This window comes from Paucilactobacillus vaccinostercus DSM 20634, from assembly GCF_001436295.1.
GTDB lineage: Bacteria > Bacillota > Bacilli > Lactobacillales > Lactobacillaceae > Paucilactobacillus > Paucilactobacillus vaccinostercus.
This window is the reverse complement of sequence record NZ_AYYY01000018.1, coordinates 1-23,733: the sequence shown is the minus strand read 5'-3', so window position 1 is coordinate 23,733 and position 23,733 is coordinate 1. Positions and strand designations below refer to the sequence as shown.

The following is a 23,733-nucleotide window of genomic DNA, read 5'->3' as shown; positions in this document are numbered from 1 at the left end:
GGAAAACCGACAATTCTTAATTGCCTTTTTCCTGCATTTTACCGCTGCTATTTACAACATTTAAATTTAAATATATTTATATTTAATTTATATTGCCATGTTTATTGTAAATACATTAAATATATCATTTTCTCAAATCCTATGTTATTAAGGTTTTGACAATATTGGTTCGATGCTGATGGTCAAAAATTTTTATTTTTGTAGTAATTTATGATGTAACCAACAATCAAGTTGTGATTTTTCACGTACTTAAATCGGAAAACTGCTTCAATTTTCTGTCGAGTTAACAGCTAAACTAACCAATTTTTCACTACATAATCTAAACCCTTTTCCAAAAAGTTTAATTTATTTACTCAAATTTCTACATAATTTATGCTGAAACATTCCGAATAGTTATAGTAAAAATGAAACTTTTTCTCATTTGAGATAAGAATAGCTAAAAAACGGAATTTTATCAGAGCTAAGCACGGCAAAAACACACCGTAGTGTGTTCACGGCTTCAGAAATTAAAGCTAGTTTTATAGTTGTAGCCGCTGTATACTCCACATATTGAGTGCGTATACACTGCCGGTACCTGAATTGAAGAGTTTTCAATGATAATTAAAGGACTGATATGATATGACAATCACCAAAACAAGTAAAGTTTTCCAAAACGGTCAGGTGACCGTCCCCGTTGCCATTCGTGACATGCTAGACATTAAGCCTGGCGTCTAGATCGCATGGACTGTTGACGAATCAGGCGCCATTATTGGTCGTAAGGTTCCGACCAATGCCGACTGGGACACGTTATTTGCCCAATTAAATATTCCTGTTGAAGTCGTTAAAACAGATCAAGACGGAAAATATGACCCAAAACAAACCTCAGCGTTCCATGACTGGATGATTAATGGCTAATAATCAAGATGGCGTCACAAATTTCGTCAAACTTAATTTAACAGTAAAAGGACTCACCGAATCTATTCTTAGTAATGTAACCTAAGATACCAAACTGGTGAGTCCTTTTTACTATATTACAGTGCAGCTTATATTAATTGGTAATTCAGCTTCGTCTCCATGGTCGCAATGGTAAAAATAAAAGGATCCCCCAAAGGGACCCTTACTAAGAGATATCCATGAAATTCGCAAACGCATCGACTGCTTGTTTTCGTTTATGCCGTGTGGCATGGAGGTAAACCTCCGTCGTGATTCGCAGATCGGCATGGCCTAACATCTTCGAAACTGATGGCAGATCAATCCCGGCCTCTGCACATAACGAGCAAAATGTGTGTCGAAAAGCGTGAATCTTGATGCGATGGAGCTTGAAATTATCACAAATCGAGCGGTTCCAATGATCGGGAACCGATGGCTGGGCCAGCGAATTCTTTTCGTTCGGAAAGATCAGCTGGTGACCAGTCGTACATTTGTAACCCAGCACGTCAAACTTCATGGTGACATATTCTTGCCATTCCGACAATAGCCGCAGCGTTTCTTCATCTAGTGAAATGACGCGCACACTGGTTTTAGTCTTCGGTGTTTGGATGACGAGGCGTCCGTTCACCCCTTGCGACAACGTTTTGTTAATCGAAAGTTCCCGATTTTCAAAATTGATATCCGCAAAGTCCAGTGCCAACGCTTCGCCCTTTCGCATGCCGGTATAGGCCAACAACCGAAAGAACATAAACGATTCTTGATTGCCATTGGCTTTGGCACATGCTAAAAACTTGGTTAATTCTGGCTTCTCGTAATACTCGTCAAAGTGAATCTCAACCGCATTTTTATTTTTGGGAATACTGGTCTTGCTCATCGGGTTTCGCACAATCAGTTCCATCCGAATACCAAAGTCAAAAACATTGATCACGTAGGTCCGAAAGCGTCGGTACTGCTTAAACCCCTCATCAAACCATTTATTGACCACAGACTGGCAAAAATTAACACTTAACTTTTCAACCTGTTGTCGGCCCAAATAGGGTAGAATATGCAGCCGAAAGATATCCACCGTTTTAGCATACGTCGATTCCTTGACTTGATTACGATACTCGAAATCCAGCCACCGTTGGCACAGTGTTTTAAACGTCAATCCTTCTGACGACCAAAACCCGCTCTTTTCAAATTCAACTTGTTTGTGAGCCGACCACATTTCCGCCTCTTTTTGACTTTTGAAGCCTCGCCGATGTGGTCGCAATCGTTTCCCAGTAAGCGGATCATGACCGAGATCGACATACACTTCCCACTTGTCATGTCCTGCCTTGTCCTGATATTTACTATAGGTCGCCATTCATATCACATCCTAAATTCTTCTGTCTTATGTGCGGTCATAAACTCGTTCAAGTCCACAGGATCATACCGAATGTTTTTACCAAAACGAATCTCCCGGAGTCCTTCTGCGACCCACTTGGAGATCGTTGACGGTGAAACACCCAGGTACTCACATGCGTCCTGTTTGTTCATATACCGTTTCTTCCCAAAATACTTGTCCACGTCGTCTGCCATCTTCTCGGCAATGACCTGCGCGGTACCATTAACAATCTCTTCTACTTGTTGATCGCTTAACACGATTTGAATCTGCTTCATGAGCAAAAACCTCCCTAATTAGTATGCTGGCTAGTATACGCGCAAATAATTCGGGAGCGTGAGTGCGCGTGGGAGGCCAAAATGGCTTTGGTATTTTTCCTCAAAAGCAAGCTCAATTGCCCGATATCATGCGGTTTACATGATGACCACTGGCTCATACGGATCATTGCGGTGTACTGATTAATCCTTTTGGAACATAATTTTTGATTAGTAGTTGCACCACGTAGGGCAATACTTCGCTAATCAGATCTTCTGGAACTTCAGAATCTTCCTGTTCGTCAAAGTCTGTGATTTGGACGGACTGGGTCGCCATCTGCGATTCACAATCCAAACTGTGGAAACAAAGTGGATAACGGCCGCTGATAATCAAACGTGGTGAGTTATCCACCTGTTGATAACGCCCATTCGTCACGACTAATTGTTGATCCATTAACTGTCGATAACGGACCATCCCCGTTTCAGACAGTACATTATCGTCCTCCGGCATTGTCACCAGTAACAATTTCGTATCGGTTTCGAAATACGGCCAAGTCGCATTGGGATCATTAAAGTCATCTAGCGTAATTTTACAAATGGGCGTTATTAACAGATCATCTAAAAAATCCACCCACTTGTGGATAAAATCTGTGGATGGACAACTAATATTGATTGGCTGATGACCATCTTGTTCAAACAGGATGGTCGCCAGAATGTTCAAAAACTGTGTTCTTTGTTCGGCATTGCCGATTGGCGCAATTAATTTTTCGGCCAGTTGCTGATACTGATCGTTTGCCGCTTCCGGCACCTCGGTCCGGATAATCTGTTCATCTCGCAAATGCATTGCCGAGACGACCGGATCAGTAACATCGAGCAGACGTTGGGTCGCAAAGCTCCAAATTCCATTTAAAAACGGGATATAGTAGTGACTGGTATTCGGGGTAAATTCATTTCCATTCAGACGTGCGAGTATCGTGACACTACTAATGAGGTTCTTCATCGTGTCGTTAATCGTCAATGTGGATTGCGTCTTCTTGACGAGCATCTTTGATAAAAACAGCAGCTGTAACTGATTCACGCCCCACGTCCCTGTTTGCGGGTGATAAAAGATCGGTGCCTCGTCTTCCTGATCACGATTAAGCAGCGCAATATGTGGTGATAATTGGTCCATATTAAAGGACTCCCTTCATTATAAGAACTCGAATTTTGGTTTCAAAAAGAACCAACGGGGTTCTAGCGACGAAAGGAGCTTAAATCAAATTGAAAGTTAAATGGGTTGCAAGTTCCCTTTAACCGGTCGCATCAAAAACTGGTGCCATTTCCGGTGGGATTGGTGCCAATTAAGTTTGGCACCAACCGAAAGTCGACCTTCTTTGCTCGATAAATGCTGACATGACGCGGTTTAGACGTTCTAAAAAAAGTGGTGCCATTATCTGTGCTAAAACGACGAAATTTAGTAATTAAAAAAAAAAATGAAAAACAAAAAACCGTCATATCAGCGTTTACACGTTGTTATAACGGTCCTAATTATTACGTAATTTACTCATATGGAAGTCATCATTATCTCGTTACTCTCCATTGAATACGTATTGTATTTAATTATAATATTGAAATTTGCCCCTTCAGAATTTCAGGGTTCTGCTTTGTCGTAATTTCATAATCTATCTGTTTGATACCTGCTTTGAAAAATAGCTTAGTTGGGAACCACATCGCACTATGCTGCTTTAAATAATCTAAGTGTAGCTTAACAATATCCATTCCATCTTCTTGAAAATAATCGTACTCAAAAAGATTATCGAGTAAATCATAATATTTAGTAGATGCCTTTTCGTATTTTTCTGCACTTGTTTCACTATAACCAGGAATGGATAATCCTGGGGTATAAGGTATCTGATATGACGTAAAATCATATTTTGCAATTTTTGAAGTTTCCTTCAATCCAAATATGTTACTAATGACGCCTTCATCGGTAAATTGTTTAATGATATCTTCCCCCGGTACCAACAAGTCATCGGCTTTCACGACTGTCCCTTCAGGAGTACGTAACGTAATCTCTATGTCCTCATCATAAGTTGTTCCAGTATTTGATATAAGCAAATTAACATACCGAAGTTCGTCCAAACTTGCAAAATAGACCTTGAACGCATCTTGTTGCTTTATCTGGTTATAAATTTCAATCAGGTTATCATACTTTGTTTTTTCTTCTTCGGTACCTTGTAACCTATATGTACTTCCAAAAAAAGAACCAGCTCTGTAATCAATTTCGGATAAGTTACCAACTGAAAAAAATTCTGAATTAAGTTCGATACCATTTACTTCTGCAAATCGTTTTATCACAGTTTGTTCGTCTTGATCTATCGAAACCGCTGTTGGCTTAGAGTGACTTTGCCATGCAAACTGAGATTTTGGCATCCAGTCAGCCGCATGTTCATTGTTTTCAATTTTCTTTATTACCTTTTTATTTTCTTGTATGATTGACAATTTAATTTTTTCTAACTGATTTTTTACAAAGTCAGAATTGCTTAAATGAAATCTTTGCAGCGGCATAGTCTGTTCATTATTTTCATTTGAAAGTACTATGTTCGAAGTCTCACGGTTTTGATCATCGGGATCTAAAATTTTTTTCAAGAAATAATAAAATAAGTGAGTTCTTAATTCTCCTTCCAATTGTTCTTTAGATTTAACAACACTAAAAATTCCTTGTTCTTGATATTTTTTCTTAAAATCTTGAACTCGTTTTAATTGCTCCGGATCAACGCTAGCTGGGTCAACAGGTTCCTCAACAAAATACATAAAAACCTGTTTACCCGATTCAATCATTCTTTCGATTTCTTCTTCAGTTCCTGATCCAAAACGATCCGTTGGAGTTCCAAATCTACTACCAAATAACGCTATTGTTGCGTCACAGTTGTCAACTATTTGATGATTTAAAAGATCTTGCGGCTTTCCACCCGATTCTGGGAAGCTATTTTTAGACCAATGTTTAGTTTGGATACTCACCCCATTCGAGTCACCAACGGTAGCATTAAACAACTGAACACTTGCTTCAATTGTGTTAAGGTATCCCTTTTGAACTATATCATCCGGACAAGACATTAATACATCAAATGTTGTAACTTTTCTTGACATAAACCCACCACATTCTATCAATTTTTAACTCTAATAGTAATTCCCTTATGATTATACCACTTTAAAAAATTGAACTTTAAAAAAAAACCACTTTTTACTGTCTTTATTTAAAATCCATACTATAATGGTGTTAAACATTAGAAATGAGGCTAAAATCATGTCATCGAAAAAAATGGAGCTGCCGTCCAATCTTGAGCAACAAATTGTTACTGGAATTATGTCCGGCTACAAAAGTTATCTTGATGAACGTATCCGTGCAAAACAAAATCTTAAAGTTAGTGCCGCATATGCGTGGACAAAGGGTAACCACATTGATTCAGAAGTCGCAGTAGCAGTTGAGAATAATCAAACAATCGACTTTAGTACAGCAAAAGCCGGTTACGTGTGGGAATATCTTCAATTCACCGCTACTTCGCCTAAGTCTGACGAAACGGGTAAAGCACTCATTTTCATCAAGGGTTCACGGTCTGCAAAGAAAAATTTTGATGGCAAAAAAGTCTCACAACCCGATAAAAACTACTTACGTGAATATGCAAAAATTAATCAACATTTATTTAAGTCTGGACAAGTTTCTGGAACCAGTACAAATCACTCAGTTCAACTAGAGCTGCCGATTAACGAAATCAGAAGTTCTGCCTCTGACAGCTTCAAAACTTCTGATTTTGATCGTTTCTACATCGTCACCTACGAAATTGACAAAGCGTACCAAATCAGTTCAATTAAATTAACAATGCCCGATCCAAGTTCCATGAGCTTGGTCATCGTGAAAGACTTGACCGACTTGATCCAAAATAGTATGGTGACAATCGAAACTGAAGAATTTGATGCGGTCAGAGGTGATAAAGTACCTGACGCACAATATACGGATCAACCCTTCGGCTATGAAATTGCAGCCGAAGAGGAGCAAAATCCAGAAAGTTAAAGGAGTGTATGTTTATGTTTTTCGGAGAGAAGCTGACCCAGCTACGTGAATTAAATGGTCTCTCTCGGAAAGAACTCGCCGACAAGTTGACGATTTCTGAACAAGCTGTATGGCAGTATGAAACCGACAACCTTGTGCCACGGATTGAAATTTTGAATCAGATTAAAACCCTATTTTCTGTTGATACAAAATTTTTCTTTCAGACGACTTTTATAGAGCCTGTCGTTTCAGAAGAACATGTCGCGTATCGGGCAAAAGATCGGGATTCACGTAAAAAGACAAAGTTAGAACTAACCTACTTAGATTATGTTGATTACTATATTAATTATTTTGAAAAATTTTTAGTAACACCGACATCTTCCATTACCAAACTGCAATTGCAAATCAAGCCTTTTCTTCACTCAAGCAAGTTCGTAGAAGACATTCCACGTTCAATTGCAAAAATTGCCAGTTACTCACGGCAATCCTTGCAGTTACATCACAATAAGGATTTAATGTATGTCCTAGAATCTAGTGGTATCTATATTCTTGAGAAAGATCTCGGTACTGAAATCGATGCCTATAGCGTGATTACCAAACACAACCGTTCATTTATTATTCTTGGCAGTCTCAAAAAAACAGCTGTCCGTCGCAATTTCGATCTAGCCCACGAACTTGGGCACCTTCTTATGCATGAAGATATTGATATGGAATCTCTGACTAAGAAAGAACATCGGGAAATCGAGCATCAAGCAAATTTATTTGCCGCTGATTTTTTACTTCCAGAAGAGGAATTTACCGCCGACTTTGCCGAATTACAGCGTAAATCTAATCCCGATTCATATTTGGATTTAAAACGGAAGTATTTGGTGTCAATTGCCGCTATGGGCTATCATGCCTATCAACTAGGCCTCATGAATTATCAGGAAAATCGGTATTTTTATGGGCAATTAACTAAAAAGAAGTACAAAACATTTGAACCTTTGGACGATGAAATCGTTCCAATCAAACCTGGACGGGTAAAATCATTACTACAGCTAATTTACAAAAAACAAGTATTGGCTGTTCCGGATTTATCAAATATCTTTCATATCATCCCCTCTTTTTTAGTTAAGCTTTTTAATCTAAATCCCGATTTTTTCGATGAATATGTGGCACCTAAGCCTGATTATTTTTCCGCTACTAATATTATTTCAATTGATAAGTTTCGTAATTAAAAAACAGCCATGTGACGTCGATATCAGACGCTACATGGCTGTTTTTGGTTACAACCCAGATGATAGTAAAAAAAGCAAAGAGGTAATAGAGCTTAATAAGTGACAATTTAATTGAAAGTTAAACGGTTTGCAAGTTTCCTTTAACCGGTCGCATCAAAAACTGGTGCCATTTCCGGTGGGGTTGGTGCCAATTAAGTTTGGCACCAACCGAAAGTCGACCTTCTTTGCTCGATAAATGCTGACATGACGCGGTTTAGGCGTCTTAAAAAAGTGGTGCCATCTTTTGGCAAAATTCAAAAGTGGTGCCATTATCTGTGCCAAAACGCCGAAATTTGGCACTTTTTCGAAAAAAACGAAAAATAAAAAAGCCCGTCATATCAACGTTTTCGCGTTGTTATAACGGTCCTTAAGGCGTAACGATTGGGCTAGCTGGGTTCGAACCAGCGCATCACGGGATCAAAACCCGTTGCCTTACCACTTGGCTATAGCCCAAAGATTCGTACGTGTAAACACTAACTCGTTTACCCGACAAGAAATATTATACAAAAAAACATAGGCGCTGACAAGTAAAATTTAAAATTAATTTTTCAACATCTATTAATTACTTGCAATTAATAGTCGATCATCGTTAGAATGGTCGTATTAACTAATAACTGGAGTTGAATGGATTGAATAACGTCCCTATCTTACACCTCATTATCTGTGCGTTTCTTGTCATTTATGGCCTCCGTGGGCTAATCCGTACCCGCTACATGCGAACCTATTACGAAAAAATTGATTTTGCTCGCTATGCGGTTCTCATGCTCATCTCTGGCGCCTACCTAGCCACTTCTTTACTGAGCGTCACCGTTGTTTTCATTGGCTTAATCATTTACATGTACCTGAGTCGAATGCGATTCAAGCATGAAATGGAAGATAAGAGCAAGTAAATAACACAATTATCACCCCATTATCTTATTTCCGAGCGAGCCTTTTTTAATCGTTTCATCAGGTAATGGTACCAAAACAAAATGTCCTCTAATTGCTAGGTACAGTCTAACAGTTAGAGGACATTTTATTTAATTAGTTATTTTTATTACGGACTGAACTATGACGATAGCCATATCCGAAATAGACAAACAATCCAATAATGAGCCAAATGAAGAAGGCCACCCACGTAAATAATTTTAATTCCAACATTAAAATAACACACAAAATAAAGGAAATAATCGGTAATACGGGATAAAACGGCACCTTAAATGCTGAATCAAGGTGTGCAAAATCCGGGCTCCGTCTCAAGAACACAATCCCGATTGAAACCATCGCAAACGCAAACAAGGTCCCAATGTTGACCAACTCCGTAATTTTATCAATGGGGATAATGCATGCAAAGATACTCCCAACAATCCCAAAAACCCATGTATTAACAACCGGTGCATGACTTTTGGGGGCTAACTTACTAAAGAATGGTGGTAGTAACCCATCACGGCTGATTGCAAAAACTAATCGTGTGCCACCGTAAAGGAACACAATTAACACCGTAGTCATGCCGATAACAGCGCCTAACGATACAATTCCTGAAACCCAGTCTTGATGAATAAAATGTAAAGCATACGCCACGGGATCCGCAACGTTTAATTTGGTGTACTTAACAATCCCCACCAATACGGCCGACAAGGCAATATACAGTACCGTTGCGATTAATAATGACCCAATAATGCCAATTGGTACATTGCGTTGTGGTCGCTTCACTTCTTCAGCGGCCGTTGAAACGGCATCAAACCCGATGTAGGCGTAGAAAGCTACCGCGGCACCAGAAACCACCCCTTTAACACCAAATGGTAAGAACGGGCTGTAGTTTGCCGGCTTAACGTAGAAAACACCCACCACAATAAAGAGCACGATCACAATGATTTTAAGAACCACCATAATGGCATTCACCCGAGCCGATTCACGAACCCCACCCGAAAGTAACAACGATAGGATCATGATAATCACAAACGCGGGTAAATCGAAAAAGGCCCCTGGATGACCGGCTGTCCCGTACGCAGCCGTCAACGCTTCCGGCATGTGAATGTTCAACCCAACCAAAATATTTTGAAAATACGCTGACCAACTTGCCGCCACTGCAGATACCGAGAATAAGTATTCAGACACTAAGGCCCATCCTAAAATCCAGGCGATGAACTCACCAAACACAGCATAAATATATGTATAGGCACTTCCGGCTAACGGGATCGTCGAAGAAAATTCAGAATAGCAAAGTGCGGCGAGTGAACACACAACTGCGGCTAACACAAACGCCAGCATCGCACCTGGCCCAGTATACTTAGCGGCAATAATGCCGGGCGTAATAAAAATTCCGGCCCCCACAATCGCCCCAACACCCATGGTAATTAAACTAAACGCTGTTAGTGATTTTTCCAAACCAGTTTTCTTGTAAATATCCGTTGCAATATCTTTGCGGATAAATAAACTTCTCTTATTTTTCATAAAGGCCTCCTTAAAGAATATCGAATATTCTATTTTAAGATATTTGCAACAATTACGTCAATTATCCCCTAAAACTTGAAGATGTCAAAAAAGCTCCCATTAATCTGATACATTTAAAGTTGACAATGGTTAAGATTAATTGTTCGTCATCACATCATGGTTAAGTTTGTTAACCGATTCTCAATATTCAATTAAGATTCTTCAAACCTCACTTAAGTATAGACCATTTCTTAGTATTTTTTAATTTTATTTTTAATCCGATTATTATTCACTAATCCATAGGCCAGACATTAACCCGTAATAAGGCTAATATTGCATAATTATATTTCTCATAATCTATTAATTTTAATTAAAAAAGCCCCACCAATTTGGTGAGACTTTACCGACAATCTTTCTATTCTGCTTGTGTGTCTCGTAGTGCTAGTGCAAGTACTAACCCTACCAGTTCAATCGCCAGCATCAGTATAAACGTCACTCGAAAACCACTGATTTGCGCGACACTGGCTGCGACACCGCTCATATTCTGATGTTGGGTGACCGTCGTCAAGACTAACGTTGCAACTGCCACTCCAGTCGATCCTAAGATTTGTCGAATCGTTGTTGTCACTGCGGTCCCATGGGGTACTAGCTGAGTTGGTAACGCGTTGGCCCCCATCGTCACCGCGGGCATCATTACAAATGCGTTGCCTCCTTCGATAATCATGGCACAACCCATCATAATCCAGATATTAAGCTGCTCTGTTAAGGCGGTTACCAGTAGCCACCCCAGCACAATCAGTCCCATCCCCGTCAACATGACGCGCCGAAAGCCAACCTTATCTGCCAGCTTACCTGTGAGTGGATTCAAAATACTTAAAAATACAGCCGCCGGCACAAGTGCCAACCCGGAAATTAATGGCGACACGCCAAGTACCTCCTGATAATACAGGGGAAAAATGATCGTTGTCACGATCAAAGCAACGTACGAAATGGCCGTTAAAATGACCGCTAAATCAAAATTAATGGTTTTCATCACCCTGAGTTCAAGAAGTGGCGTAGTTAAGTGAAATTGTCGGATGACGAACCACACTAAGGCGCCGACGCTCACTACCAAGAGCATGCTATTTTTGCCCCAGTCGACATTTTTCTGGCCAATTTGATTAATGACGTACAAAACTCCGATCAATCCAACCGATAAAATGACAGACCAGTAATCCAAGTGACTGCTCTTTTGCGGCATTACATCCCGAATCAGGCCCCCCAGTGCCCCCACAAAAACAAGTGAGATCACTAGCATAAAAACAACAAATAGGCCCCGCCAGGAAAAGTAATTCAGCACAATGCCTGAAATGATTGGTCCACAGGCTAACGCGGACCCCATTACCAATCCGGCCATCCCCATTGTCTTGCCACGTTGGTGCTCATCAGTAATTGTCAGCAGGACCGACTGAAATGACGGAAACAAGACGCCGACAGCGATTGCTTCCATTATTCGACCAACCATCATCACCCAAAAAGACGGGGCGAGAACAATCACTAAAGTGCCAGCATCAAACACAAGTAATATCGTCAAAAAAAGACGCTTAAAACTCACATTATTGAGCAACCACGGGCTCATCGGCATTGTGACACACATAATCAGCATAAAACCAGTCGTTAACCACTGAACCGTCGATGCAGAAATATCAAAATACCGCATCAGGGTCGGATAGGCGGTAGACAACGATGACTGACTAATCGACATCGTAAACGTTCCTGCCAACAAAGTGATCACAAACCATAATCGATTATACTTTTTTCCAGTTCGATCAATTGCATTCATTACTATGGTGCCTCCCAAAAATTCTGCTCTCTTCTATTCTAATACACCCCTTGGTAATCGCAAGCTAACCCTTTTTTATAGTTTAAGATGCTCGATTTCGCGTTTAAGCTGTTGCAACACCCCACTATCGGCATCTGGATCTGACATGAGCCGATCGTATTTTAATTGCAGCAGTGGTAACTTAGTTGCCGGCCGAGCCTGCAAAACCGTCTTTGCGGGATCTCTAAGTAGCTGATGTTCAATCACCACTCGACGGGTCGCTACTTGATTAACAAATGCCTCATCGTGAGAGACAAACAAAACCGTGCCCGGATACGCCACTAAATAATCTGCGAGTGCCGCCAACGCCTGATCATCCAGAAAATTCGTTGGTTCGTCAAGAATCAACACATTACTATCACTGATGATCACACTTAAAACTTGAAGCTTAACGCGTTCGCCACCGCTCAGGGTATCAATTCTCTGGTCATACACAGCCGCATGCACCCCAAAGGCTCCCGCAATTTGACGTGTGCGGTCATCATCAAGCACTCCAACCCGACTTAATAGTTGCCAAACAGTCAGTTGACCATCTAATTGGGTTAAATCCTGATTAAAATATCCTACTTTGGCCCGTGGCGATATTTGTGTCTGTTGATTATGGCCAATGATCCATGTTATCAGTGTTGATTTACCACTACCATTAGGCCCCATTAAAGCGAGTCGCTCGCCTGGTTTAAGCGCCATCGTGGCATGTCGTAATAGCATATGACCGTCGCGTTCCAGCATTAAATCATCGGTTCTCAGTACGGTTTTACCATGAAATACCGGAAAATCGGTTGGCATCAATTTAATTTTTGCACTCGTAACTGGCTTAGTCACTTTTACTTGTCGCTCTGCACGCTTCAAAAGTGCCTTCGCGCCCTGCTCCATCTTTCCGGCATTTTGCTCCCGAATGGATTTGGTATTGGCCCGTTCAAGACGCCCCATTCGTCGACTTCCCCGGCGAATTTTTTGAGCTTTTTGTTGTCGTTGTTGTACAGCCTGTTTAAGCTGGCGCTCCTGACGATGCTGCCGTTCGTATTCTTGCTGCTGCCGCTCGGTTATCTGCTTCTGATCACGGCAATACTCATCAAAGGTGCCGTTAAATTCATGAAAAGTTTGATCTTCAATCGCCCACATTTTAGTTGCAATTTGGCGTAAAAAATTTTGATCATGGGAGACTACCAATAAAGTTCCAGCATACTGCTTAATTTTTGAAACTAACCAACTTTGATGTTGCTGATCCAAGTTGGTGGTTGGCTCATCGAGAATTAGGATAGCTGTTTTGGCCGCCAGCGCAGTGCGCACCTGCGCCATCACAGTCTGGCCCCCGCTGCGCTCATCAAACGGCAACACTTGATCAACAATCATCACTGATTGTGCTACGTGTCGCTGCCCAGTAAATACGTGACTATCGCCACTGATTATTTTCATTAAAGTCGTCTTGCCAGCGCCATTATGACCAACAATCCCGATCACATCCCCGGTACTTGCCGTCAACGCTGCCGCCGAAAACAAAAACTTCCCCGCTACCGTTGCTTCAATATCTGCTAATTTAATTTGTTGCATATCGCCATCTCCTCGCGTTGGAACCGAATCAATGAGTGCACACAAAAAGCATACCCGTTTCCAGGTATGCCGACTATTTTGAAAAACAGCCTGCACGAATCCTAATCAGTTCCAATCATATTTGGGATTTATCGATCGACTCGATAAATTAAAAATGAGTTGAAATGATTAGATGCGCATTGGCTGAATTCCTCCGTGTTTTCAAAAGTTGTTTTCACTATAGCATATTAGTTAGATTCACGCTACCGCGAGTTCTTCATTGTCCTCTCTTTGGTTTACCAATATTCGCCAGATAAACCGATCCTTTTAGATCATTCTTGGCATAACGGGCCGACTAAAGTAGTAGCCTTGTCCAAACATAATCCCTAGTTTCTGGGCCAGTTCAAAATCTTCCCGACTTTCAATTCCTTCGAGAATCAATTGCTTTTTATTGATATTCATCAGCGTTTGCCACTCTTGAATGATAAATGACGTATCACCTAGTATCTGGTGTAAGTTGAGCTTCACGCCATCGACATAGGGTACAAAGTCAGCTGATGCGTTTGGGCCTGGAAGTTTTAATTCATCGTCAATCATAATTCGAATGCCTGCATTACGATAACGACGCCCAAATGCTTGCAGCTGTGTCATCGATGGCAACGCACTAATTTCTACCGTTAAGCAATGCAGTTGCGGCGTCTGTTTCACGAATAAAACTAATTGTTGGCAATTGTGTTCATTCGTAAATTGATTAACGGTCAGATTAATACTCAGTGATTTAACCTGTAATTCGCCGAGTAAGCGTTCCATTAAGGAGACTTGTGTCGTGATGCCGAGGTCAAATTGGACCGGCAAACGCCACTTCCCCTGATCAAAAATGCGCATCAGGAGCTCTTCACAGACGATTTGCTGCGTCGGCAGTTTGATAATCGGTTGCGTGAAAAACGTGTGCGTCACAACCACAGTTGCAAATGGGTTGGCATCTAGTGTTTTTCCGTCAATGGTAATACAGTTTCGTCCATGCTGCTTCGAAACATATAGACTATCATCCGCACGCCCATACACATCATCCAAAACGACATCTTGTGCTTGCACCGTGGTTACCCCAAACGATGCCGTGATTTGGATTGCTTCACGATTATGGTGATAATCAATTCTGTCAATTGCCGCCCAGCATTGACGAATGATCGGAATGGACTGCTCCAGAGACGCATTGGGGAGCAAAATAACAAACTCTTCACCACCAGTTCGATATAGTTCCCAAGAACCTTCATAATCGTCGAGTGTCGCTTTTAGCGTCCGTGTTGCCGTCACTAGTACGCCATTGCCAGCCAGATGACTATACTTATCATTGATTGCCTTGAAATTATCCAAATCTAATTCAACAAACGTCATTGGATGATTATCCCGCTTCATTTGCTCAAATAGTTGGGTTGCCTCTTCTAAAAATTTAGTATAGCTTTTAGCATTTGTCAGTGTATCATAATTAACTTCTCGGGTAAGCGTTGCCCGTTCCTCACTCCGACGATGGGTGGCATTACTATATGTACATGAATAAACGCTCATGATCATAAAAATGACGATATAGCCAACGCGCTGCCCATCATTGATCCCCAGATACGTTAACCAGTACGTAATCGACAGGACGGCCGCGTAAATCAAGTGGGCCCACCAATTATAGCGAATAATGGGGCGAAAATAACGTAGCATGAGTCCCTGAATAATTAAAATAATGGCCACGCTTAAAAAGAGCTCCGGAATGAATGTATGATTGATAAACCAAAATAAGCCACCAATTAACCCCTGTATCCAGAACTCCCATGACGTTAACCGGTCATTAAGCAATGGATAAGCAAGAACAAATAGTTGGAGGTTTAAATATAGTGGCACACTAATTTCTCGTGTATACGTTGTGTATTGCAGCCAAATACTCAATAAGACAATTACTGCTGGCAATGAGAGCCGTGCTAGTCTTTGCCTGGTGGTTAAGTCACCACGAGTTCCTAGTGCCCATCGCACATGCCATTCATAATAGGTAATGAATCCCGCGATGAAAAAAATAGAGATCAGTAACTGTGACGCCCACAAATTAAATGTCATGTAACATCCTTCATTTCTACTTCATAGTTATTCATCTATTATCATGCCCTAATTCACATAGGTGCTCAAGATGTTGACCTAAATTTCACGAGGACGTTTCAAAAAAAAGAGACGAACGTCTTTGAAACGTTCATCTACTTAGCAATTATTTGAATTTAGTCTAATTAACCAAGGAGTCGTTCGTATCTGTCATCTCTCCTGGCATCCCAAAATAATAACCTTGGACCAAATCAGGTGCAAACTCCTGTACCCATTTCAGGTCGGGTTGTGTTTCAATTCCTTCTAGTGCGAATTGAATATGCTGTTTTGCCGCTAACGCGCGCCAAAAATGGAGTTCCGTTTTAATCCGGTCACAGGTTTCCCAGTTTCGTACGTTCTGTAAAGCAAACTTACACTCAACAACGTACGGCAATAATAACCCAACTAGCGCCGCTGTATTATTTCCCGTTCCCACATCATCTAAACAAACGTGGAGGCCAGCGCGTTGATAACTCCGCGCCGCGTCGACTAACTGACGTGCTGCAACGGGCGCTTCTCCGGCCCCCAAGCGCTCAGTTAATTCAATACATATTTTAACGGATGTCTGACGTTGTAATTTGACAAGTGGTTGAAGAAAATGATGATCAATAAACTGACGTTCATCTAAATTAAAAGCCAACATTTGAATATCTTCCGATAAATGACGTACCGTTTTAGCTAGTAATTGTGTAATTTCAGTTGCACCATACCGGCTAAAATCCACCGGCATAACTAATTCATGATTAATTTCCTCACGAATAAATAATTCATATCCATAACGTTTACCAGAGGCCACATCATAGATCGGCTGTCCTAAAAATTTAATCATCTTATCCCTTCCTCCACTATTTCATCATCGACATAACAATTAATAGCTGCCACTAGTTACCCATGTTATACATAAACTACTGAATCCTATTTTTTTGATATGACGTTCATCCAGAATTTGCCCACAATGTACAAACCTAAAAAAACAAAACGACCCTTCCATAGCAGCCATTAGTGGCTCTACGTCCGGGTCGTCTCCAATTCTGAAGTGAGCATGCTATATTTGACTATTATTAAACCATATTCATGATTAAAAATATATAGCAACGCTGATTAAATTTGTATTTTTTACACATTTAACTGTTTTTTGTTAATTTTATACGTATATCTGTAAGTACACACTTCTGATTGACAGTTTAGTCTTCGCTACCTAAAATACGAGAGCAAAAGGCTGCCAAAATTGCCCCGATTTCGGGCGCCACAATATAGACCCACAAGTGAGATACAGCTGAACCTCCAGCAAACAAGGCCGGGCCAATTGAACGAGCTGGGTTCAATGAACCACCCGTCAAGTTCAAAGCCACGATGATGAGAAATGCCAGTGTAATCCCAATAACTAAGCCGGCAAAATCACTGTTACCGTGGTCGTCACTTGTCACATTCAAAATCACCATTAAAAATAGGAACGTAATGAGCCCTTCTACTAGCATTGCCATTGAGGCACTAATTGTTGGAAAATCTGTTTGGCCCAAGGCGGTTGCTTTAAAGCCTAACGCTTTAACAAAGAGTTGAACGAAAAAGCTAGCTGCAATCGCACCAATAATTTGAGAAATAATATAGCATAATGCATCTACTGCACCAATACGACGGTTAATTAACATCGCAGTTGTGACCGCAGGATTAAAATGGCCCCCAGAAATACCTCCGAACGCATACGCTGAAATGGTAATGGCCAATCCAAACGCCAGTCCAATGGCTAAAACATCGCCCTTAGCAATCACAACAGTCGCAGTTCCAAGAAAAACAAGTAAGAAAGTTCCTAAAAATTCTGAAATATATTTACGCAAATCAAACACCTCCCATCCAATACTTTATTATTGTATCTTCTAAATCACGGGTGAACAACTAGTTAGCATCCTTTTACGGGGTGATTTTTGACTAATCACTTGATCTGTCCACTAAACAATCTCGTATTCAAAATTCATAATGACGCTGTCACACCATAAAATTATGCTTGAATTAAATTTTAAATTCGGTACACTGTTCTACGGACTAAAATTATTTGGAGGATGAATATGCGTATTGAAGAGGATTGCATCGGTAAACTAGAAATTCATGACAATGTTTTATACGGCATCAACACTGTTAGAGCGATTGAAAACTTCCCCATCAGCACTGAAAAAATTCATCCCTTGATTGTCAAAGGACTTATTCAAATTAAAAAGGCAGCTGCACAAACTAATGTAGCTGCCGGAACTTTATCTAAGGAAAAAGGGCACGCCATTATCACTGCCTGTAATGAACTGTTGCTAGGCGATCATGCCGATCAGTTCATCGTTCCAGCCATTCAGGGCGGTGCTGGCACCTCGGCAAACATGAACGTCAACGAAGTGATTGCTAATCTTGCGATGCATCATAACCCAGAAATTAAAATTCACCCTAATGATGACGTCAATCAGTCACAATCCACTAACGACACGTTCCCCACTGCTGGAAAAATGGCAATGATTCATTTACTGCCAAAACTATTGCGGCAAGTTAATGAGATGGCTACCACTCTAAGTGCAAAAGCCACTGTCTTTGCAGAAGTCGTGAAAGTTGGTCGCACCCAGATGCAAGATGCCGTACCAACAACACTCGGAAATAGTTTCCATGCCTTTCACACAGTGATTAATCGCGACATCGATCGCATTACCTATGCCGCTCAAGCACTACATACGATTAATCTTGGCGGCACGGCGATTGGTACCGGACTAAATGCCACTGATTTTTACCGCGAACATGTTGTCGATTATCTCAACGAATTGACCAACGATCATCTGGTTCAAGCTGAAGATTTAATTGATGCCACACAAAATTGTGATAGCTTCGTTGAATTCTCAAATTCACTAAAATCACTGGCTGTTGATCTCATCAAAATCGCAAACGATCTTCGGCTCCTATCAAGTGGCCCCCAAGCAGGTCTGAACGAAATGATTTTACCAGCTAAACAGGCGGGCTCTTCCATTATGCCTGGCAAAATTAATCCGGTCATTCCAGAAGTCGTTAATCAAGCTGCTTTTGAAGTCATTGGTCATGACGCCACCGTCACAATGGCTGCTCAAGCTGGTCAACTCGAACTTAATGCGTTCGAACCCATCATGTTCCGTGATATTCTACAAAGTGAACACTTCTTGACCAATGCCATCCAAACACTTAACCAAAACTGCCTAGCCGATATTGTCGCTTGTGCGGACAACTGCCAGCAGATGGTCGAAAATTCCGCAATTACAGCCACTGTTCTTGCACCAATCTTGGGCTACGTCACCACCACAAAAATCGTCAAAGAAGCTATGAAAACGGGACAATCGGTCAAACAATTACTGATTGATCAGCAACTTCTCCCAACAGAACAAGTTGAACAGCTTTTCTCTAACGATCGGCTGCTAAACCGTACCACACCCACTGCGCATGCAATCGGCACCTCAAAATAACCACTATTTTTATGATTTAAAACTTTCTGGGGTTGGTTTTGACCAATCTCAGTTTTTTTGTCGCACAAATTGGCACCATTTTAGTCACTTAGTTCTAAATAAAATGCAAAAAAAATGCTGTAATCCGTTTTCTCAAACGTTTTACAACACCATCCGATAGTACCTAATTGGGCTAGCTGGGTTCGAACCAGCGCATCACGGGATCAAAACCCGTTGCCTTACCACTTGGCTATAGCCCAATAAAAATGGAGGGGAGTGGATTCGAACCACCGAACCCGAAGGAGCGGATTTACAGTCCGCCGCGTTTAGCCAGACTTCGCTACCCCTCCGAAACAATCAACTATTATATCTTACAAAATTCACCCTCAAAATGCAACAATTTTTTTGAATTTTCAGCTTAGATTAATAAATTCTAATTTTTGCTGCCATTGTTCAAAGAAAGTATCGCGCTGCCACTCATTACGACGCCGACGGTGGTATCCAACCGCTTGATTATAGTACGTTGTTTGCTCAAATTGCCGCGGTTTAACGTTCAAATGTAAATGACCAAACAGCACGTGAGAAACCTGATACGCTTCCAATAGTTGTCCCAATCGCTGGCTTCCCATCATTGCATTACTCATGTTCCACATTCGTAGTTCTGGATGAACCTGAATGTAGTCTTTTCGGGGTGCAAAATGGGTCATAAATACCACTTGCCGTCTTTGTTGTCGCGCTTGCTTCAACAATGTCTCGGTTTGCTGCAGTACGATTTCCATTCGTTCTTCATCGGTCATTGGTTGATCGATAATACTGTCAATCCAGTACGCTTGCTTCCATTGGGCAAAATCTTGCTTCTCCGGTAACTTTTCAGCCAATGTATAGTCATACCAGCCATTATTCCCGATTAAACACCACTGGGTCCCAGGAATGGTTTCCAGCCGGTTATGCATAAAATGTGGGCTTTCATAATGCGTTAGTTCCGGGTAACTCACAGAATGGAGCATGTCATGGTTACCTGCAATCCAACGGACCTGAAGCGCATGACCAAGTTCTCCTTGAAGCCGCTCGATGTAGCGAACACTTTGTGCAAAATCATTGAATAAATCGCCCGCAATGAGATACAGCTTGACTCCGTTATCGACTAACCACTGTGCTTGTTGTTTCAACATTTCATCACTGTCAACCTGATTAATATCAAAATGATTATCACTGGTTAATGCTACTTTAACCATCACGATGCCTCCCTCGTTATATGTATAATAAAACGCCGAAACAGGCGTTTCGACGTTTGAAAATTGCTAAATTAATCAACACCATCCATAAGACGATGAATTGGCTTTACAAAGAAGCAGAGCACAATCCCGAATACGACACTGACAAGACCGACAGCGACGAAGTAAATAATTTCAGTATTGGCTGAGTATAGCTTAACGATTTGCGCATTGACCGCTTGACCAGCAGCATCCGCAAGAAACCACATACTCATCATCTGTGACTGGAAGACCTTCGGCGCTAGCTTAGTCGTAACCGATAAACCAATTGGTGAAATCAACATTTCGGCAATTTCAACAATAAACCATGAGCCCACTAACCAGAAAGGACTTACTCGTCCAGCGGTTGTTCCATGGATGATCCCAGGCAGTGCCATAAATAGATATGAAGCCCCAGCAAAGATCAGACCGGCTGAGAACTTACCTGGTGCACTTGGTTGTTTATCCCAAGTACTCCACAGCCAAACAAAGAACGGTGTCAAAATCATGATAAACAGTGGATTCAACGTTTGGAAGTTCGCGGCGGCAAAATGCCAGCCGCCCACATGCAAGACAGTTCGATTAGCTGCAAATAAGGCTAACACCACTGATCCTGATTCTTCAATTGCCCAGAACACAGCAGCAGCGATGAACAGTGGCACATAGGCCCAAACACGGGAGCGTTCAACCTTCGTAACCTTCCGGCTGCTGAGCATCATAACAAAGTAAATAATTGGTAGTGCAATGGCAACAATCGTGATAATCCAAATGACATTATCAATATTCAGATTGCCAGTCAAACCAAGTAATCCGATTATGGCAGCCAATGCAATCACACCGATTACTGACCAGATAATGATGGGCCGCAAGTTTTCCTTTTCAATCGGGTCTTGAGGATAAAGACTATCCTTTGAAAGGTATTTCTTACCATCAAAATAGTATTGAATCAATCCAAGAAACATTCCAATCGCAGCCAGTGAGAACCCAGCATGGAAGTTCATCGTATTACCAAAGGCATGGAAACCAAAGCCGTTGGCAGCAAATGGTACTGCCCAAGGTGATACGGCAGCTCCCAAGTTAATTCCGAAAACAAACATACTGAACCCAGCATCACGCCGATGATCGGTTTCTGAATACAGCCCACCAACCATTTCGGAAACGTTAGGCTTCAATAAACCAGTTCCGACAACGATCAAAGCGATGGATACGAACAGTGCGGTAGCACCGAACGGTAACGACAGCGCAATGTGGCCAAACATGATCAGTACCCCACCGAAGAAAACAGTTCGTCGACTTCCCCAGACACGGTCACTTAACCAACCACCAACAACACCAGACATATAAACCAAGGATCCGTAAATTGACATAATTGACGCAGCAGTTGCTTGGTCGAAACCTAAGCCACCTTTGCTAACAGCATAGTACATGTAGAACAACAGAATGGCACGCATTCCGTAATAACTAAATCGTTCCCACATTTCCGTGAAGAACAATGTTGATAGGCCTCTTGGTTGTCCCAAGAATGACGTATCAGTATTCTTTTGCTTTCCCAAGGTGTTTCCTCCAAATCATAAGAAAAATACTGAAGTAATGAGTGCAAAGTGAGCAAATTATTAAATCAGAAACGAACTTTCTACGAAAGTATGAGGTCAATTATACCGTTTCATGATATTTCACGTCAATTAAGTATTAAAATATCATTATAAAACGTTATTTTTATATCATAATATTGCCATTTTTTCAAATAATAATGTCTTTTTAATGAGAATGCTTTTATTATATCTGCTCAAAGTTATTTATGATTGAAAACCTAATCTATCTGAATTAACATGATCCAGTGTCCCACAACTATTTACCTTAGCTTTATTACTTCTCATTATCCGATCATGATTAACACAATAAAGCGTTTAATTTTCATCAATTGCTAATAACTATATGGTGATCTGGTGAGTGACTATTAATCAAATTCACATTATTGAATTATTCTAAGTAAAATTAATATTTTTTTGCACTATTCTGGTAAATTATTCTCTAAACTGAGTAGAATTTGTATATTACCCAAAAGATTCCCGAAAACGACGAATAAATTCAGTTACAACCGGACTCATCTGACGCCCTTGTTTCCAAGTTAACACACAATTTGTATTCAATTCCGGTTTAAATGGGACGAACTTAACATCTGAGCTATGGTAGGCGGTTATTGCGCCTTCTATCGATAAGGTGACAATTTTGCCATCAATAACCAGTGGCATCGTATTAAAGCCCAGATTCATCGTTCCAACTATACTTAGTTCGTCAATCGCATGACCATACCATGTCGTGAGCAAATCCCTTACTTCCGTCCGACCACCAACTACTAATGGCAGATTAGGTAAATCCTGTGGTGCAATCCAGTCTCGTTGAGCTAGGGGACTTGTAGCTGCAACTGCTAGCCCCCAACGTTCAACTCGTGGTAAGACAAGTTTAACATAACAGCTGGTTTCAATTGGTTCCAGTAAAATCGCAACATCTAATAACCCCTTATCCAGTCGGTCACGAATATCCTCACTAGTACCATCAAACATGCTAAACGTAACCTGCGGATAATCTGCAATAAATTCTTCTAACATAAGTGCCAATGTGTCGGAATTATCAGCTTCCACACAACCAATAGCAATATTACCGCTAAACAGCTGTTGCTTACGATCAATAAATTCTTTTTCAGTGGCATCGCTAAGCATTAAAATTTCAGTTGCTCGACTTTTTAAAAATAGTCCTGCTTCCGTTAACTCCATTTGACGTGCGTCTCGCGTAAAAAGAGGACTGCCAAGCTGGATTTCCAAATTCTTTAATTGACGACTTAACGTCGGTTGTGTGATGTGCAATACCGCCGCGGCCCTCGAAATAGTACCTTCCTCGGCAATTGTCAAAAAGTAACGTAATAGTCGGATTTCCATTTTTTCGATCACTTTCCTTTCACACTCGTGTACATAAACAAAAAAGTCATATAATCACCATTAAGTGATTATATGACTTTTTGAAAGGTTGTAAACCTTTGATAATGCCGACTGCAGGATTCGAACCTGTGACCCCCGGATTACGACACCGATGCTCTACCAACTGAGCTAAGTCGGCATAAACGAAAAGATGCTAACTAATACAGCTAACATCTTTCCCGAAATAACTCCGGCAGGCGGGCTCGAACCGTCGACAATCTGATTAACAGTCAGGCGCTCTACCAACTGAGCTATGCCGGAATAATGTGCATGGCAACGTCCTACCCTCGCAGGGAGCGATCCCCCAACTACTCTCGGCGCTTAGAAGCTTG

At 41.1% G+C, this 23,733-nt stretch carries 18 protein-coding genes and 5 tRNA genes; 5 read left to right on the top strand and 18 right to left on the bottom strand.

Annotated features, from left to right (window positions below):
- Nucleotides 1-618 precede the first annotated feature (618 nt).
- Nucleotides 619-714, top strand: a complete 96-nt coding sequence (locus FC26_RS12845) for an AbrB/MazE/SpoVT family DNA-binding domain-containing protein (protein ID WP_162259966.1) — start codon at nucleotides 619-621, stop codon at nucleotides 712-714.
- A gap of 385 nt (nucleotides 715-1,099) precedes the next feature.
- On the opposite strand, the gene FC26_RS04390 is transcribed toward FC26_RS12845, so the two are convergent.
- The 4 genes from FC26_RS04390 to FC26_RS12965 form a co-directional block, all read right to left on the bottom strand.
- Entirely contained in the window at nucleotides 1,100-2,254 is a 1,155-nt protein-coding gene (locus tag FC26_RS04390) for a site-specific integrase (protein ID WP_057778155.1), read from the bottom strand.
- Between the two features lie 5 nt (nucleotides 2,255-2,259).
- On the bottom strand, nucleotides 2,260-2,550 hold the full coding sequence (locus FC26_RS04385; protein ID WP_057778153.1) for a helix-turn-helix domain-containing protein: 291 nt from the start codon (nucleotides 2,548-2,550) through the stop codon (nucleotides 2,260-2,262).
- Nucleotides 2,551-2,713: 163 nt separating this feature from the next.
- A complete protein-coding gene (locus FC26_RS04380; protein ID WP_057778151.1) occupies nucleotides 2,714-3,697 on the bottom strand; it encodes a hypothetical protein in 984 nt (327 codons plus the stop codon).
- Nucleotides 3,698-4,125: 428 nt separating this feature from the next.
- Entirely contained in the window at nucleotides 4,126-5,655 is a 1,530-nt protein-coding gene (locus FC26_RS12965) for a hypothetical protein (protein WP_191978876.1), read from the bottom strand.
- A 157-nt stretch (nucleotides 5,656-5,812) separates the two neighbouring features.
- Between FC26_RS12965 and FC26_RS04370 the strand changes: the two genes are divergently transcribed.
- Nucleotides 5,813-6,577 carry a spr1630 family ClpXP-sensitive toxin gene (locus FC26_RS04370; RefSeq protein ID WP_057778149.1) on the top strand — a complete coding sequence of 255 codons (765 nt, stop codon included), beginning with the start codon at nucleotides 5,813-5,815 and terminating at the stop codon, nucleotides 6,575-6,577.
- 14 nt (nucleotides 6,578-6,591) lie between these two features.
- Nucleotides 6,592-7,773, top strand: a complete 1,182-nt coding sequence (locus FC26_RS04365; protein ID WP_057778148.1) for a spr1629 family repressor/antitoxin — start codon at nucleotides 6,592-6,594, stop codon at nucleotides 7,771-7,773.
- A gap of 420 nt (nucleotides 7,774-8,193) precedes the next feature.
- On the opposite strand, the gene FC26_RS04360 is transcribed toward FC26_RS04365, so the two are convergent.
- A tRNA-Gln gene (locus tag FC26_RS04360) sits at nucleotides 8,194-8,265 on the bottom strand.
- Between the two features lie 176 nt (nucleotides 8,266-8,441).
- Between FC26_RS04360 and FC26_RS04355 the strand changes: the two genes are divergently transcribed.
- Entirely contained in the window at nucleotides 8,442-8,702 is a 261-nt protein-coding gene (locus tag FC26_RS04355) for a hypothetical protein (protein WP_057778146.1), read from the top strand.
- 133 nt (nucleotides 8,703-8,835) lie between these two features.
- Here FC26_RS04355 and FC26_RS04350 read toward each other — a convergent pair whose 3' ends face one another.
- The 6 genes from FC26_RS04350 to FC26_RS04325 all read right to left on the bottom strand — a co-directional run bounded on the left by FC26_RS04350 (nucleotide 8,836) and on the right by FC26_RS04325 (nucleotide 17,568).
- A complete protein-coding gene (locus FC26_RS04350) occupies nucleotides 8,836-10,245 on the bottom strand; it encodes an amino acid permease (protein WP_057778144.1) in 1,410 nt (469 codons plus the stop codon).
- 394 nt (nucleotides 10,246-10,639) lie between these two features.
- On the bottom strand, nucleotides 10,640-12,046 hold the full coding sequence (locus tag FC26_RS04345) for an MDR family MFS transporter (protein WP_057778143.1): 1,407 nt from the start codon (nucleotides 12,044-12,046) through the stop codon (nucleotides 10,640-10,642).
- Between the two features lie 75 nt (nucleotides 12,047-12,121).
- Nucleotides 12,122-13,636, bottom strand: a complete 1,515-nt coding sequence (locus tag FC26_RS04340) for an ATP-binding cassette domain-containing protein (RefSeq protein ID WP_057778141.1) — start codon at nucleotides 13,634-13,636, stop codon at nucleotides 12,122-12,124.
- A gap of 306 nt (nucleotides 13,637-13,942) precedes the next feature.
- Nucleotides 13,943-15,715 (bottom strand): diguanylate cyclase, encoded by a 1,773-nt coding sequence (locus FC26_RS04335; protein WP_057778139.1) that lies wholly within the window; start codon nucleotides 15,713-15,715, stop codon nucleotides 13,943-13,945.
- Between the two features lie 160 nt (nucleotides 15,716-15,875).
- Complete coding sequence (locus FC26_RS04330; protein WP_057778137.1) at nucleotides 15,876-16,562, bottom strand: EAL domain-containing protein; 687 nt, start codon at nucleotides 16,560-16,562, stop codon at nucleotides 15,876-15,878.
- Between the two features lie 355 nt (nucleotides 16,563-16,917).
- Nucleotides 16,918-17,568: an MIP/aquaporin family protein gene (locus tag FC26_RS04325; protein WP_057778136.1), complete on the bottom strand. Its 651-nt coding sequence runs from the start codon at nucleotides 17,566-17,568 to the stop codon at nucleotides 16,918-16,920.
- Between the two features lie 228 nt (nucleotides 17,569-17,796).
- On the opposite strand from FC26_RS04325, the gene FC26_RS04320 reads away from it, so the two are divergent.
- Nucleotides 17,797-19,194, top strand: a complete 1,398-nt coding sequence (locus tag FC26_RS04320) for an aspartate ammonia-lyase (RefSeq protein WP_083483746.1) — start codon at nucleotides 17,797-17,799, stop codon at nucleotides 19,192-19,194.
- 167 nt (nucleotides 19,195-19,361) lie between these two features.
- On the opposite strand, the gene FC26_RS04315 is transcribed toward FC26_RS04320, so the two are convergent.
- The 7 genes from FC26_RS04315 to FC26_RS04285 all read right to left on the bottom strand — a co-directional run bounded on the left by FC26_RS04315 (nucleotide 19,362) and on the right by FC26_RS04285 (nucleotide 23,662).
- Nucleotides 19,362-19,433, bottom strand: a tRNA-Gln gene (locus FC26_RS04315).
- A gap of 7 nt (nucleotides 19,434-19,440) precedes the next feature.
- A tRNA-Tyr gene (locus tag FC26_RS04310) sits at nucleotides 19,441-19,523 on the bottom strand.
- 63 nt (nucleotides 19,524-19,586) lie between these two features.
- A complete protein-coding gene (locus FC26_RS04305) occupies nucleotides 19,587-20,408 on the bottom strand; it encodes a metallophosphoesterase (protein WP_057778133.1) in 822 nt (273 codons plus the stop codon).
- A gap of 71 nt (nucleotides 20,409-20,479) precedes the next feature.
- Nucleotides 20,480-21,979 carry a peptide MFS transporter gene (locus FC26_RS04300; RefSeq protein WP_057778131.1) on the bottom strand — a complete coding sequence of 500 codons (1,500 nt, stop codon included), beginning with the start codon at nucleotides 21,977-21,979 and terminating at the stop codon, nucleotides 20,480-20,482.
- 501 nt (nucleotides 21,980-22,480) lie between these two features.
- Nucleotides 22,481-23,362 carry a LysR family transcriptional regulator gene (locus FC26_RS04295; protein WP_057778129.1) on the bottom strand — a complete coding sequence of 294 codons (882 nt, stop codon included), beginning with the start codon at nucleotides 23,360-23,362 and terminating at the stop codon, nucleotides 22,481-22,483.
- A gap of 105 nt (nucleotides 23,363-23,467) precedes the next feature.
- Nucleotides 23,468-23,540 (bottom strand) — tRNA-Thr (locus FC26_RS04290).
- A 49-nt stretch (nucleotides 23,541-23,589) separates the two neighbouring features.
- Nucleotides 23,590-23,662, bottom strand: a tRNA-Asn gene (locus FC26_RS04285).
- Nucleotides 23,663-23,733: the final 71 nt, after the last annotated feature.